The 13,448-nt window shown below is 58.6% G+C and carries 14 protein-coding genes, 1 tRNA gene, 2 pseudogenes and 1 riboswitch; of the genes and pseudogenes, 8 read left to right on the top strand and 9 right to left on the bottom strand.

Going from position 1 to position 13,448, the window contains the following annotated elements; translation table 11 throughout:
* Window positions 1-42: 42 nt before the first annotated feature.
* The gene (gene phoU, locus G3A56_RS09360) at window positions 43-768 is read left to right on the top strand and encodes a phosphate signaling complex protein PhoU (RefSeq protein WP_003493688.1); all 726 of its coding nucleotides are present in this window, start codon (window positions 43-45) and stop codon (window positions 766-768) included.
* A gap of 31 nt (window positions 769-799) precedes the next feature.
* Window positions 800-1,483 carry a phosphate regulon transcriptional regulator PhoB gene (gene phoB, locus G3A56_RS09355; protein WP_003493692.1) on the top strand — a complete coding sequence of 228 codons (684 nt, stop codon included), beginning with the start codon at window positions 800-802 and terminating at the stop codon, window positions 1,481-1,483.
* Between the two features lie 301 nt (window positions 1,484-1,784).
* Here phoB and G3A56_RS09350 read toward each other — a convergent pair whose 3' ends face one another.
* The gene (locus G3A56_RS09350; RefSeq protein WP_082183667.1) at window positions 1,785-2,318 is read right to left on the bottom strand and encodes a GcrA family cell cycle regulator; all 534 of its coding nucleotides are present in this window, start codon (window positions 2,316-2,318) and stop codon (window positions 1,785-1,787) included.
* 429 nt (window positions 2,319-2,747) lie between these two features.
* Between G3A56_RS09350 and G3A56_RS09345 the strand changes: the two are divergent.
* The 3 genes and pseudogenes from G3A56_RS09345 to G3A56_RS09335 all read left to right on the top strand — a co-directional run bounded on the left by G3A56_RS09345 (window position 2,748) and on the right by G3A56_RS09335 (window position 6,151).
* Window positions 2,748-3,946: pseudogene (locus G3A56_RS09345) on the top strand (acetylornithine transaminase).
* 54 nt (window positions 3,947-4,000) lie between these two features.
* The gene (gene argF, locus G3A56_RS09340; protein WP_035241990.1) at window positions 4,001-4,918 is read left to right on the top strand and encodes an ornithine carbamoyltransferase; all 918 of its coding nucleotides are present in this window, start codon (window positions 4,001-4,003) and stop codon (window positions 4,916-4,918) included.
* A gap of 243 nt (window positions 4,919-5,161) precedes the next feature.
* Complete coding sequence (locus G3A56_RS09335) at window positions 5,162-6,151, top strand: Hsp33 family molecular chaperone (RefSeq protein WP_035241561.1); 990 nt, start codon at window positions 5,162-5,164, stop codon at window positions 6,149-6,151.
* A gap of 215 nt (window positions 6,152-6,366) precedes the next feature.
* Here G3A56_RS09335 and apaG read toward each other — a convergent pair whose 3' ends face one another.
* Together apaG and G3A56_RS09325 are read right to left on the bottom strand one after the other, a co-directional pair.
* Window positions 6,367-6,759, bottom strand: coding sequence for a Co2+/Mg2+ efflux protein ApaG (gene apaG, locus G3A56_RS09330; protein ID WP_003493702.1), 393 nt, complete (start codon window positions 6,757-6,759; stop codon window positions 6,367-6,369).
* Window positions 6,760-7,004: 245 nt separating this feature from the next.
* Window positions 7,005-8,189: an O-succinylhomoserine sulfhydrylase gene (locus G3A56_RS09325; RefSeq protein ID WP_082183672.1), complete on the bottom strand. Its 1,185-nt coding sequence runs from the start codon at window positions 8,187-8,189 to the stop codon at window positions 7,005-7,007.
* Between the two features lie 43 nt (window positions 8,190-8,232).
* Window positions 8,233-8,311: riboswitch (SAM riboswitch) on the bottom strand.
* Window positions 8,312-8,384: 73 nt separating this feature from the next.
* Between G3A56_RS09325 and G3A56_RS09320 the strand changes: the two are divergent.
* Together G3A56_RS09320 and G3A56_RS09315 are read left to right on the top strand one after the other, a co-directional pair.
* Window positions 8,385-9,480: pseudogene (locus G3A56_RS09320) on the top strand (2'-deoxycytidine 5'-triphosphate deaminase).
* Between the two features lie 56 nt (window positions 9,481-9,536).
* Window positions 9,537-9,610: transfer RNA gene (locus G3A56_RS09315), tRNA-Gly, on the top strand.
* A gap of 50 nt (window positions 9,611-9,660) precedes the next feature.
* Here G3A56_RS09315 and G3A56_RS09310 read toward each other — a convergent pair.
* The 6 genes from G3A56_RS09310 to G3A56_RS09285 form a co-directional block, all read right to left on the bottom strand.
* Entirely contained in the window at window positions 9,661-10,722 is a 1,062-nt protein-coding gene (locus G3A56_RS09310; RefSeq protein ID WP_164056340.1) for a site-specific integrase, read from the bottom strand.
* Window positions 10,723-10,792: 70 nt separating this feature from the next.
* Window positions 10,793-11,011: a hypothetical protein gene (locus G3A56_RS09305; protein WP_136882423.1), complete on the bottom strand. Its 219-nt coding sequence runs from the start codon at window positions 11,009-11,011 to the stop codon at window positions 10,793-10,795.
* Window positions 11,008-11,415, bottom strand: a complete 408-nt coding sequence (locus tag G3A56_RS09300) for a hypothetical protein (RefSeq protein ID WP_164056339.1) — start codon at window positions 11,413-11,415, stop codon at window positions 11,008-11,010. Before G3A56_RS09300 ends, G3A56_RS09305 begins: the two co-directional genes overlap by 4 nt.
* Entirely contained in the window at window positions 11,412-12,080 is a 669-nt protein-coding gene (locus G3A56_RS09295) for a hypothetical protein (RefSeq protein WP_164056338.1), read from the bottom strand. The genes G3A56_RS09300 and G3A56_RS09295 overlap by 4 nt, the downstream gene beginning before the upstream one ends.
* Window positions 12,077-12,547, bottom strand: a complete 471-nt coding sequence (locus G3A56_RS09290) for a hypothetical protein (protein ID WP_164056337.1) — start codon at window positions 12,545-12,547, stop codon at window positions 12,077-12,079. The genes G3A56_RS09295 and G3A56_RS09290 overlap by 4 nt, the downstream gene beginning before the upstream one ends.
* 88 nt (window positions 12,548-12,635) lie before the next feature.
* Window positions 12,636-12,815, bottom strand: a complete 180-nt coding sequence (locus G3A56_RS09285) for a hypothetical protein (protein ID WP_164056336.1) — start codon at window positions 12,813-12,815, stop codon at window positions 12,636-12,638.
* A gap of 153 nt (window positions 12,816-12,968) precedes the next feature.
* On the opposite strand from G3A56_RS09285, the gene G3A56_RS09280 reads away from it, so the two are divergent.
* Complete coding sequence (locus G3A56_RS09280; protein ID WP_164056335.1) at window positions 12,969-13,448, top strand: hypothetical protein; 480 nt, start codon at window positions 12,969-12,971, stop codon at window positions 13,446-13,448.

Raw genomic sequence — 13,448 nt, 5'->3', positions numbered from 1 at the left:
CTTCCGGGTACGCGCATGCAGGCCAAGCCGGAGGACTAGACCGTGACACAGACAACGACCCATTCGCATATCCTGTCCGCCTATGACGACGAATTGAAGTTTCTGACGCGCCGCATCGCCGAAATGGGCGGTCTTGCCGAGCAGATGTGCGGCGACGCCGTGCGTGCGCTCGTCAATTCCGATGCCGCACTCGCGCAGAAGGTCATTTCCGACGATACAATTCTCGACCATGCCGAACGCGAAATCGGCGACAAGGCCATCGTCACCATCGCCAGACGCCAGCCTGTGGCGGCCGACCTTCGCGAGATCATCGGCACCCTGCGCATCGCCGCCGATCTCGAGCGCGTCGGCGATCTGGGCAAGAACACCGCAAAGCGCGTCATTGCGGTTGCCGGAACCGGCGTGCCGCGCAAGCTCGCGCGCGGCATCGAACATCTGTCGGAGCTGGCGCTGGTGCAGCTCAAGGAAGTCCTCGACGTCTATTCCACCCGTTCCGCCGAGAAGGCCAATGCCATTCGCGAGCGCGACGAGGAAATCGACGCCATGTACACGTCGCTCTTCCGGGAGCTTCTGACCTACATGATGGAAGATCCGCGCAACATCACCACCTGCACGCATCTTCTGTTCTGCGCCAAGAACATCGAGCGCATCGGCGACCATGCCACGAATATTGCCGAGACGATCTATTACATGACCACCGGCAGCCAGCCGGAGGGCGAGCGTCCGAAGGACGACAGTTCCAACACCCTCGGTTCGGTGACCGAGTAACAGACAAGCAGAAGCTTGCGGAGTTCAATATATGGTGCCCAAGATTGCAGTTGTGGAAGACGAGGAAGCGCTGAGCGTCCTGCTTCGTTACAATCTCGAGGCTGAGGGATACGACGTCGACACGATACCCCGTGGCGACGAGGCGGAAATCAGGCTGCAGGAGCGTATTCCGGATCTTCTCATCCTGGATTGGATGCTGCCCGGCGTGTCCGGTATCGAACTCTGCAGGCGATTGAGAATGCGGCCGGAAACCGAACGCCTGCCCATCATCATGCTGACGGCGCGCGGAGAGGAAAGCGAGCGGGTTCGCGGTCTTGCCACCGGTGCCGATGATTATGTCGTCAAGCCGTTTTCGACGCCGGAACTCATGGCCCGCGTCAAGGCCATGCTGCGCCGGGCCCGGCCCGAGGTTCTGTCATCGGTGCTGAAATGCGGCGATATCGAACTCGATCGCGAAACCCATCGCGTTCACCGCAAAAGCCGCGAAGTTCGCCTCGGCCCGACGGAATTCCGCTTGCTGGAGTTCCTGATGACATCGCCGGGCCGGGTGTTTTCCCGCTCGCAATTGCTGGATGGCGTCTGGGGTCACGATATCTATGTCGATGAGCGCACTGTCGATGTGCATGTCGGCCGTCTGCGCAAGGCTCTGAATTTTTCGCACATGCAGGATGTTATCCGCACTGTGCGTGGCGCCGGATATTCGATGGAAGCCTGAGCGAAGCGGAGCCGATAGTTTCGCTGGCAACATGGTGCCGCAAAAAAGCAGGCCCGAAATCGGAAACGGTTTCGGGCTTTTTCTATATCAACATCCACAAAACTCAATGCCATTCTCCGTTTTCACGGAGGATCGGCAGCCAGTTGAAACCAGGATCGAAGGGTGACGCCCAATCGCGAGGGAGTGGCAAGGGTTCGGCGCGCTGTCATCAAGCTGACCGCGGAGCCGGCCTGTTTTTCGTCATAAAAAAAACGGGCCCGAAGGCCCGTAATTTTGAGTGTTGAAATGCGTGCCGCAACACTCAAGCCTTGCGGCGCTCGCTCACCGGCTGGTAGGCGAGTTTCGCATGGAACTTGCAATAGGGCGAAGATTCCAGCGCTTCACAACCGCAGAAATGGAAGTCGTCCTTCAGCGGATCGCCAACCGGCCACTTGCAGGTGCGCTCGGTCAGTTCCGTCAGCGTCAGGCGACGGGAAATCGGCGTGACAACGTTTTTGGAAGGAACGTAATCGAGAACCTGTGCGGTCTCGATGTCGATCTCCTCGTGCAGCGCCGTTGCCGCGTTCGAACGGGTGAGAACCCGCGCCGGGGCTGCGTTGGCGCGGCCTGCGAAAGTCGTCGTGCGCGGAGCAGGTGCAGCGGTGCGCTTGGGCGCGGAACGTGCCGAAGTGACCGGACCGCCAGCCTTGACGCGCCCCGGCAGGTTGAGACGATGGACCTTGCCGATTACGGCATTGCGGCTGACACCGCCCAGCTGCGCTGCTATCTGGCTGGCGCTAAGCCCTTCGGACCACAATTTCTTGAGTTTTTCGACTCGCTCGTCTGTCCAGTTCATGCCGCTTCTCCGCTTGTCGCGTGTATTTTCGGCAGAATCCCTCTCCGTCTCGCGGGCGTGCCGCAAGCGTGGTTTCCGCCGGATTTTTGGTGACTAGTTCCGCCGCAATGCAGTCTAGTAATTAGCGATTAACCTAGTGCCACGCAGAGTCCGTGGCAAGAGTCGGGGAATCATCTGGAATCGATTTTCCGGTTTTCCCCAACTTGCTGGCGAGTTGAGTCTGAAAGGCAACACCTTGGGGCTCACCGGCCGCCACCTACTAGGGCTTGAGAAGCCCGGGAAACGCGGACTTTTGTTGACATCGGCAAACGAAGTGACAATAGTGCCCCTGCCGCCGCGAGGCGGCATTTTTGATTTTCAGGCGAGGGATAACCCTTGAAGCCTATTGACAACCGTTGACAGCGCATCTGCGCAAGGAGTGATACAGCCATGGCCGAAGCCGCCGCGCCATTGTTTGATACGTTTTCCAGAGCCCCCTGCGCTTTGAGCGCGGTGAGGGCGTCTGGCTGTTCACGGAAAGCGGCGAACGATATCTCGATTTTGCGGCCGGTGTCGCCGTCAACTCGCTGGGCCATGCCCATCCGCACCTTGTGGATGCGATCAAGACGCAGGCCGAGAAGGTCTGGCACGTCTCGAACCTCTACGAAGTGCCGGGACAGGAAAAACTCGCCAGGCGCCTGACGGAAGCGACTTTCGCAGACAAGGTGTTCTTCACCAATTCCGGCGCGGAAGCACTGGAATGTGCAATCAAGACCGCGCGCCGTTATCACTATTCGAAAGGCCATCCGGAAAAGTTCCGTATCGTCACCTTCGAAGGCGCCTTCCATGGCCGTACGCTTGCGACGATCGCCGCCGGCGGCCAGCAGAAATATCTCGAAGGTTTCGGTCCCAAGGTCGAAGGTTTCGATCAGGTGCCGTTCGGCGATGTCGATGCCCTGAAGGCAGCCATCACGGCCGAGACGGCCGCACTTCTGATCGAGCCGATCCAGGGCGAGGGCGGTATCCGCGCGCCCAGCAAGGAATTCCTGCAACTCCTGCGTAGCCTGTGCGACGAGCACGGCCTGCTCCTGATTTTCGATGAGGTCCAGACGGGCGTCGGCCGCACGGGCAAGCTCTTTGCCTATGAGCAGACCGGTGTTGCGCCCGATATCATGGCAGTCGCCAAGGGTATTGGCGGCGGTTTCCCGCTTGGCGCATGCCTTGCAACGGCGGATGCCGCTTCCGGCATGACGGCGGGCGTACACGGCACCACCTATGGCGGCAATCCGCTGGCCATGGCGGTCGGCAATGCCGTGCTCGATGTTGTTCTCGCCGACGGTTTTCTCGAAAAGGTCCGTGATGTCGCGTTGGTTTTCCGCCAGGGCCTCGCCTCGCTCAAGGATCGTTATCCTGACGTGATCGAGGAAATTCGTGGCGAAGGCCTGCTTCTGGGCATCAAGGCGAAGGTCCCTTCGGGCGATCTGCTGCAGGCCATGCGCGCCGAACATCTGCTTGGCGTGCCTGCGGGCGACAATGTCATCCGCCTTCTGCCGCCGCTCGTCACCACGGCGGAAGAGGCCCGCGAGGGTCTTGCGCGTGTCGATGCGGCCGCCGCCTCCCTGACAGCGAAACAGGCGAAAATCGCCTGAGTAAATCAAGGGCGGGCCTCTGTTCAGGGGCTCGCAAGCATGGGACATATCAGCATGGTTTCACCAAAACATTTTCTGGACCTCTCGGCCGTCGGGTCGGAGGACTTGCGGACAATTCTTGATGATGCGCGCACGCGCAAGATTGCCACCAAAACCGGCACGGCGGCAAAGCCGCTCGCCGGCAAGATGCTGGCGATGATCTTCGAAAAGCCGTCCACCCGCACCCGCGTCTCCTTCGATGTCGGCATGCGCCAGCTCGGCGGCGAGACCCTTTTCCTGTCGGGCACGGAAATGCAGCTCGGCCGCGCCGAAACGATTGGCGATACGGCCAAGGTGCTGTCGCGTTATGTCGACGCCATCATGATCCGCACGACAGATCATTCGCGCCTGCTCGAGCTTGCCGAACACGCCACCGTGCCGGTCATCAATGGTCTGACGGACGACACCCATCCCTGCCAGATCATGGCGGATATATTGACGTTCGAGGAACATCGCGGCCCGGTCAAGGGCAAGACCATTGCCTGGACGGGCGACGGCAACAATGTGCTGCATTCCTTCGTGGAGGGCTCCGCCCGTTTTGGCTATCGCATGGCGATGGCGGTGCCGATGGGGTCCGAACCGCATGACAAGTTCCTGAACTGGGCGCGCAACAATGGCGGCGAGATCGCGCTGTACCACGATGCCGATAAGGCAGTGGCGGGAGCGGATTGCGTCGTTACCGATACCTGGGTGTCAATGAACCAGGAGCACAAGGCGCGCGGCCACAATATTTTCCAGCCCTATCAGGTCAATGAAGCCCTGATGGCGAAGGCTGATAAAGACGCGCTGTTCATGCATTGCCTGCCGGCACATCGTGGCGAGGAAGTGACTGATGGCGTGATCGACGGGCCGCAGTCGGTCGTCTTCGATGAGGCGGAAAACCGCCTGCATGCGCAGAAGTCCATCATTGCCTGGTGCATGGGCGTCATCTGACGGCTCTTGCCCTTCCTGCCAAACGGTGAGGAAGGGTGCTTGAACTTGGCTCGGCACATTACCATCTGTGGGACTTCGAAAAGGCTCGTCGGTTTTGCTGGCGGGCCACAATCACGATTTGCACGATTTTTCCCGGAGGCGGTTTCGCTTCCCGAATCTCTGTGCGACAAGCGGAAAAAGCACATTCAGAAAGCCGGACTTTTGGACGGTTGCGGCGCAACGGCTGCGCCAAGGAGTTATGATATGGCAGATGTAACAGTTGAACTGGACGATCTCGATTTGGCTGGCGACGACAAGGTCGTGCCCTTTCAGGTCGAAGGTCTGGATGTGCGCGGCCGCGCCGTGCAGGTTGGGCCGCTGTTGAATGCCATTCTCGAAAGGCACGACTATCCTGCGGTGGTCGCCCGCCTTCTCGCGGAAGCCACCGTTCTGACGGCGCTGATCGGCACCTCGCTTAAATTTTCCGGCAAGCTCACCGTTCAGACCAAGGGTGACGGCCCGGTTGACCTTCTGGTGGCGGATTTCACCGCCCCTGAAAGCATGCGTGCCTATGCCCGTTTCGATGAGGAGCGGCTGGCGGAGGCGATTGCGGCGGGAGCGACCTCTCCGGAACAGTTACTGGGCACCGGCATTCTGGCCTTCACCATCGATCAGGGCGCGGGAATGCAGCCCTATCAGGGCATCGTGCCGCTGGACGGCTCGTCGCTGGAAGAAATCGCTGGGGTTTATTTCCGTCAATCGGAACAGCTTCCCACCCGCGTGCGCCTTGGCGTCGCCGAATTCTTCGACCGTGACGGCGAAGGAAAGCCGCGCCACGGCTGGCGTGCCGGCGGCGTGATTGCGCAATTTCTGCCGCAGGCGCCTGAGCGTCTTCGCATGCGTGATCTTCACGGAGGCGACGGTGATGAGGGCAATTACGACGTGGCTGAGGATGATGCCTGGACCGAGGCGGTCACGCTGTTGAACACGGTGGATACCGACGAGCTGACCGATCCGCAGGTGCCGGTGGAGCGTCTGCTCTACAGGCTTTTCCACGAAAGTGGCGTGCGCATCTACGATCCGCAGGCGATTTTTGACCGCTGCAGCTGCTCGCGCGAAAAGATCAAGGGCGTGCTCTCCGGTTTCACCGCCGAGGAGATCAAGGCAAGCGAAGAAGACGGCGCAATTGCCGTGACCTGCGAGTTCTGCTCCACGACCTATCGCTATGATGTCAGCGAGTTTGAAAACGTCTGACGAGGAGGGCCGTACCTTCGCACACCGTCATCCCGGCCTTGAGCCGGGATCCAGCGCGATCAAGTCTTTGATCGCATAAGACTCTTTCACGGCGCAGACGCGCCGTGGCTGGATGCCGGATCTAGTCCGGCATGACGGAAGAGAGATTTTTTACCTTGCCGACGACACTCTCAGCTGCGCTTTTAACGCGCGGCTCTCGCGTTCCTGCGATTTCATCAGTTCAAGACCCGCATCAGGCCGGGTGAATCCAGTGAGAAGGCGGGTATGGTGACATTGAACACCTCGCCTTTGTCCGTTTCCATTTCATAATGGCCAAACATCAGGCCGGACGGCGTATCCAGCGGACATCCTGACGAATATTCGTAGCTGTCGCCGGGGTTCAGATGCGGCTGCTCGCCGACGACGCCGGGGCCGTAGACTTCATCCACCTGTCCGTTCTGATCGGTGATGTGCCAGTAGCGGTTGACGAGTGTTACCGGAATATCTGAGTTGTTCGAGATCACGACTTTATAGCCCCAGACGTAACGGTCGTCATCCGGGTCGGATTGTTCCTCGAGATAATACGGATCGACCGTAACCTCGATATCCCTTGTCAGAGCACGATACATACGCGCCACACCTCGATATTATGCCTGCCGCCGATATCCTACACTATAGGTTCTGGCTATCGTCAAGAAAATGAACGACTTGACGGGCAGGCGGCATCTTCTGTTGCGCTGTTTTCTACCGTTAGGGATAACGGTAAAGGTAAATATTGGTTGCCTGATGCCGGGCTTCACCCTTGCGGCGGGAGCCTTTCGGACGCCATGGCCGGACATTGAAGACGGGCCATGGCGATGTGCAGACTGAATTTTTAAGCCGAAACGGCTGCCAGACCCTTCGCCAGATCCTCCAGCAGATCGTCCGTATCCTCAATGCCGCAGGAAAGACGCAAGGTGCCGCCGGAAATGCCGAGTTCGGCGCGCGCCTCATCGGTCAGGTTCTTGTGCGTCGTGGTGCCGGGGTGCGTAATGAGGCTCTTGGCATCGCCGAGATTGTTGGAGATCTTCACGATTTCCAGCGCGTTCTGCAGCGCGAATGCCGCATCCTTGCCACCCTTCAGTTCGAAAGCCACGAGCGTCGAGCCGCCGGACATCTGCCGCGCGATGATGTCGGCCTGCGGGTGATCGGCGCGGCCGGGATAGATGACCTTGGCAACCTTGCCGCTATCGGCGAGGAAATCGGCGATTTTGCCGGCATTGGCCGTCTGCTGCTTGACGCGCAGCGGCAGGGTCTCGATGCCCTTCAGCAGCGTCCAGGCATTGAACGGCGACATGGCCGGGCCGGTATGGCGGAAGTAATCCTGCAGCTCTTCCTCGATCCACTTCTTGTCGGAAAGGATCACGCCGCCAAGGCAACGGCCCTGACCGTCAATATGCTTCGTTGCCGAATAAACAACGATGTGGGCGCCGAGTTCGAGCGGCTTCTGGAAGAGCGGCGTTGCAAACACATTGTCCACCACCACTTTCGCGCCGATCTGGTTGGCAAGCTTCGCCACGCCGGCAATGTCGATGATTTCAAGCGTCGGATTTGTCGGGCTTTCAAGGAAGAACAGCTTGGTGTTCGGCTGGATCGCCTTTTCCCAATTGCCGAGATCGCGTCCGTCGATCAGCGTGCATTCGATGCCGTATTTCGGCGCAAGCGTTTCGACCACCCAGCGGCAGGAGCCGAAGAGGGCACGGGCAGCAACGATATGATCGCCGGCGCGCAGCTGGCACATGATGGCGGCGGTGACGGCGGCCATGCCGGAGGCGAGCGCCCGGGCGTCTTCCGCACCTTCCAGCAGGCACATGCGCTTTTCGAACATGTCATTGGTCGGGCTTGCATAGCGGGCGTAGATAAATCCATCCGTTTCACCCTTGAAGCGCGCTTCGGCGGCCTCGGAGTTTTCGTAGACGAAACCCTGGGTCAGATAGATCGCTTCCGACGTTTCACCATAGGGTGAGCGTAGCGTACCGCCGTGAACGAGCTGGGTTGCCGGGCGCCATTTATTGCTCATGTGATCACCTTCAAAACAAAAAAACCGGCCGCAAAAGCAGACCGGTTCCTAGCACCCGGTCTTTTTAGCCACTTGTTTAACGTGGCTGCAAGCCGACCGGCCAAATCACCACGGGATAAGCTTGCCATACTGCCGTTACCGGCTTGCGTCAATGCTTTCCTTTTGGTTTTGTCGCCGTAAAAAGGAATGATGACCATGATCAGAACGACGGGCATTTTGGCGGATGGCGCAATCAGGGCGCTGTTTGCGGGCGGCAAGCTGAAAAGCGAAGCCGATCTCGATGCTGACCAGGTGCAGCCCGCCAGCCTTGATCTGCGGCTCGGCTCGAAGGCCTATCGCGTGCGCGCCAGTTTCATGCCGGGCCCCGGAACCCGCGTCATCGACAAGCTCAACCGCTTCAGCCTGCACGAGGTCGATCTCACCCAGGGGGCGGTGCTGGAGACTGGCTGCGTTTACATCGTTCCCCTGATGGAAAGCCTGGAGCTGCCGGCGGACATGTCGGCCTCGGCCAATCCCAAAAGCTCGACCGGACGTCTTGATATCTTCACCCGCGTCATGACCGACAACGCGCAGGAATTTGACAAGATACCGGCGGGATATTCGGGCCCGCTCTATCTGGAAATCAGCCCGCGCACCTTCCCGTGGTCGTGCGTCGCGGATCGCGCCTGTCGCAGATCCGCTTCCGCGTTGGTCACTCGCTGCTCAACGAAAGCGAGCTGCTGAAACTGCACGAGACGGAAATGCTGGTCGCGAGCGACACCCCGAACGTGACCGGCGGCGGCATCGCGCTTTCCATCGACCTCATGGGTTTTGGCGAGAACGGCCTGATCGGATATCGCGGCAAGCATCATACCGCCGTGGTCGATGTCGACAAGAAGGCCCAGCACGACGTTCTCGATTTCTGGGAGCCGCTGCATGCGCGCGGCCGCGCGGAACTGATCCTCGATCCCGATGAATTCTATATTCTCGTCTCACGCGAGGCCGTGCATGTGCCCCGCTTTATGCGGCAGAAATGACACCCTTTGACCCCTTGGTGGGCGAGTTCCGCGTCCACTATGCCGGCTTCTTCGATCCCGGCTTCGGCCACGCGCAGGCCGGCGGCACGGGCAGCCGCGCCGTTCTCGAGGTGCGCAGCCACGAAGTGCCCTTCATACTGGAACACGGCCAGATCGTCGGCCGCCTGGTTTACGAGCATATGCTGCAAAAACCGGAGGGCCTCTATGGTAGCGGCCTCGGCTCAAACTACCAGGCTCAGGGCCTGAAACTCTCCAAGCATTTCCGCGCGGAATAATGACCCCTCCGGGTGCTTGACACCCGGATGGAACTATCCGATGTCTTGTCTGCGGCGCGGGTGTAGCTCAATGGTAGAGCAGCAGCTTCCCAAGCTGATGATGGGGTTTCGACTACCCTCACCCGCTCCAATGAATTCAATAACTTAGAGGATGCGACGTGTCACCCGTGTCACGTCATGTCACTTTCGCTTTTCAGAGCGCATTTCCGCGATTCGTCTGCTCGACTGCAAACCGTCGCCGCGGCTATACCTTTTCGTCATTTTCGGCGTGCTGTGTGTCGCCAGTTCCTGGGCGGCTTCAAGCGACCCTGTTGCCTCTACGGTCTCCGAAACAGCACCAGCGCGCGAATCCATCGACCAAACATAATCAGGCACGCCGGCCGCTTTCCGCACTTTACTGAACTTGGTCGTGTAGTGATTATCCCGGTATGGCTTGCCGGTGTCCTCATCAATCACAACTGGCCCGATTTCGGGTATCGTGTACGCCTTCAGTGCCTCCGTCACTAGCGGCATAACGTTTAGGTCGCGAGAGGCGAGGGCGCCCGTCTTGCTGGTCTTGATGGACAGAATCATGTCTTTCGAGATATCCCCAGCCGTCAGGCCGCGCCAGCGGAACGGACCACCTTCAGGCGGCGGCGACCACTCCCCGATAACATCGATGCGGCGCAAGGCCGTTTCGAATTTCAGCGCCTCGACAAACCCGATAGACGGGCATTTCATTTCGGCGCTTTTCTTCACGATGGCCTCGCATTGCGCATAGGTCATTGCGACGGTTCGACCACCTGGCTGTTCGAACTGCATGTCCGACAGGATAGACCGTGCTTGAGCGCAGCCGTGCAAGCGTTCTCCCGCGCCATAGGACAAGATAACCCGCAAGAGCTTTATCGCTCCAGCGGCTCGCCTGTGTCCCTTCTTGCGCCATTCCCCAAACCACTTCTTGAAGTCTGAAGCTTTCAGCACGTCGATCCGACGCGAGCCGATATTCTTTTCCAGAACGCGCAAGCTCGGCTCATAGTCCCTTATGCGCGTCGAGTGTTTGACGCTGTGCAAGGAACTGGTGGTGTCGAACTTGTAAGCATCGATGAGCGCTTTTATCGTCCCGTCAAACGTCGGTGGGGCGCCAAGCGTTGAAAGTTCGCTGCGCAGCTGGTCGGTCAGACGCCGGCACTCGGCGGCGATCTGGTCTTCCGTTAAATCGTCATCAAGACGAACGGCCGAAAGCGCCGCGGGCGAACCCTTCACGGCGCGTTTCGGATCCCAATAATGGACCCTCGATCCATCTTTGTTGTCCCGGTATTTATAACCGGGCCGGTCAGTCCTCATCAAAATTGTCCTTTCCGTCTGGGGCAAGAGCGCCCAGAGGCAGGATGCGGGTGTTGCCGACGCGCTCGTCAAGCCCGTCTTGCCTGTGGATAGTGGGAATAACGGTAACAACCAGCGTCCTTAGATCAACTTGGACTGCCGCGCCCTCGCTGCGGGCGGCCCTGATGATCCTTTCCATGTCAGCCTGTCTGAAAGCGCCGTGGCTCAATCGATCGCCTCCCCATTGCCTTGAAGGCTCAGAACAAAAGCCGCCAGTTCTTCGACCTTCATGTCTTCGCATTCCGCCTCGTACTGGACGAGAAGGCACATACGGTTGTGCGCCTCGTCGTCGTCTTTGGGCTTCCGGTGGTTCAGCGTCTCGATCAGCCGGGTTCGTTCGGAGTGCATGAACTCTAACATCGTGCTGAGGTACTCACCTGCGGGTTTTAGGCCCCTGTCAGTCTTGCTCCTGGGCTGGTTCATGACGCCGGAAAGCCCAGTTATCGCGAGCGACAGCGCTTCGTACACGGCATTGAACTGACGGCCCTCGAAAGCCGTCATATCCAGTTCGTTGAGCCAGTCCTGCTCGGGGCGAAGGAATTGATCAGGGATACCGTTGATCGCCGTAATCATGCTTCTTCTCCCGCATTGATGAGGGTTGCGAGGAAGACGGACTGATCCTGGCCGTTCATGGACGATCCGTAGACCTTCTTGATGTGCGCGGCCTTCATGCGGGCATCGGCAAGCGTCTTGATCGGGTGAGCGATGATGGCTTCGTTCAGATCGTTTTCCAGACCGGAAAGGCGATCCTGCTCTTTGCCGAGATCATGGAAGCCGCTTGATGTGGCCCATTCCTGATAGCGAGCTTCACGGGCATCGAATATCGCAAGATAACGCTCACGATCGGCTTCGACCCGGGCAAATCTCGGAGCAAACGTCGCCGGATTTTGAACCAGTTCAGCGTTAGCTTCCAACAACCGATTTTCACGGTCGAACAGTTCGTTCACGCCTTCCCGCGTCATCACCATCTTTTGACGAAGCATATGCCAGCGGTAGGAGTGCGTCAGTTCTGCGCTTTCCAACATCGCGACCGGCGGGCGCTCAGGGCTTTCCCAAAGAGCCTCGGACAGGCCGTCAACGCGGTCGGCTTCTGCGGTGACTTCGTTGTAGGCGGCGATCAGCGCCACCAGCGTCGACGGTTCGGTCTGGGCGGTTGTTATGCCCTCGCAGGCCACGGCGGCGACAGGGAGGGCGGCAGCAGCTACGCCGCCGAGGAAAATGCGACGGGTCGTTTTCATGCCGAATGCTCCTCAGTGACCGGGATTTTGATGAGGGTATGGACGCCATCGTGATTGATGGTGATGCGCTCGACGGCCAGATCGGGGTTGTCGCGAATGATCTGCCCTGCCTGACGCAGGAGATCGGAAAGGCGTGCCTTCGCGGTCTGGGCTTCCAAGTAGGCAAGCGCGCCCTTCACAAGTGCGGCGCTGACCACGGAGCATTCGAAATCCTCGTTTTCCTTGTCAGCAAGTCGAAGCGCGGCCACTAGGCCATCAAAGGACGTTAGCTTTGCCGAGCTCTCGAAAAACGCATTCATGGCGGCGTGCATTTCGACTTCCTCGGGGCTGTCTTCGAGGGGGCCTTTGCGATTGTTAGCCGCTTCAATTGCTGCGTTGTGACGCGCAATCATCGCTTCCAAGGTGACTTCGGGATTGGTGGCAGTTGAAACTACAGGCGCAGTTGTGCTATTCCCTTGATTGCTCATTGGGGCAAATCCTTATGTGTCGTGAATATTGATGACAGCGGGTGGCCGGGATTGGGTCGCCAAACTTTCGTCCCTTGACCCGCTGTCGTTACTCTCCGGTCGTAGCCGGAACTTCCTCTTCCAATTTCAGAGCCTTCTCGACCAGTTGCCGGATTGCCGTTGCACGGCTGTTTATCCGATTGGCAAAGCGCCAGCTGTCAACCTTATCGATCCAGTCGGCGGAAACCGCCATCTGGAACCGTTCTGTCTTAGGTTCGTCTTTCGACATCATTAACCTCCATCAGTTCCATTGGTTTTATATTAACCATCAATTCCGATTTCCGTCAATCTGGAAAGTGATGGAAGTTCCATCTATTGTGGAACTCGTGGATTTCTGCCAAAACGTTACGTAACGAAACCACTTAAGGCATTGAAAACGCTCATGACCGATAAAGAACTCAAAACCATAAAATTCCAGATGATGCTTTCAGAGAGCGAGGCAGAGGCTATCGATGACTGGTCATTCAAGCTTCGGATACGGTCGCGCGCTGAAGCGATACGGCGCCTTTGCCAAATCGGCATGACAGCTGATGAGAACGTTCGGGCGGTGCTGAAGGAATCGGAGAAGTCCGTTACTAACCGCGTGGATGAATTGAAAGTTCTGGTGGAACTTCTCCAGGAAGACCCTGACACCCTCGACGCGCATGAGGTGCGGATATTAGCTGCCGAGATTGGTAAATCCGCCATGGATGACCAAATGGCGTTGAAGGAAGCAATCATGCACTTGAGCGAGCCGATCATTGCCATCCGCAATGCGAAATCCGCCGATGTCGCCATTGCCGACGCCGAAAAAGCAACAGAGCGGCTGACGAAGATGATCGCGGAACTGAAGGTAAAGGCGAACAAGGGTAAGAAGCGATAG

The organism is Rhizobium oryzihabitans (assembly GCF_010669145.1).
GTDB lineage: Bacteria > Pseudomonadota > Alphaproteobacteria > Rhizobiales > Rhizobiaceae > Agrobacterium > Agrobacterium oryzihabitans.
Note: the sequence above shows the minus strand (reverse complement) of the source record. Positions and strands in the feature narration are given on the sequence as shown.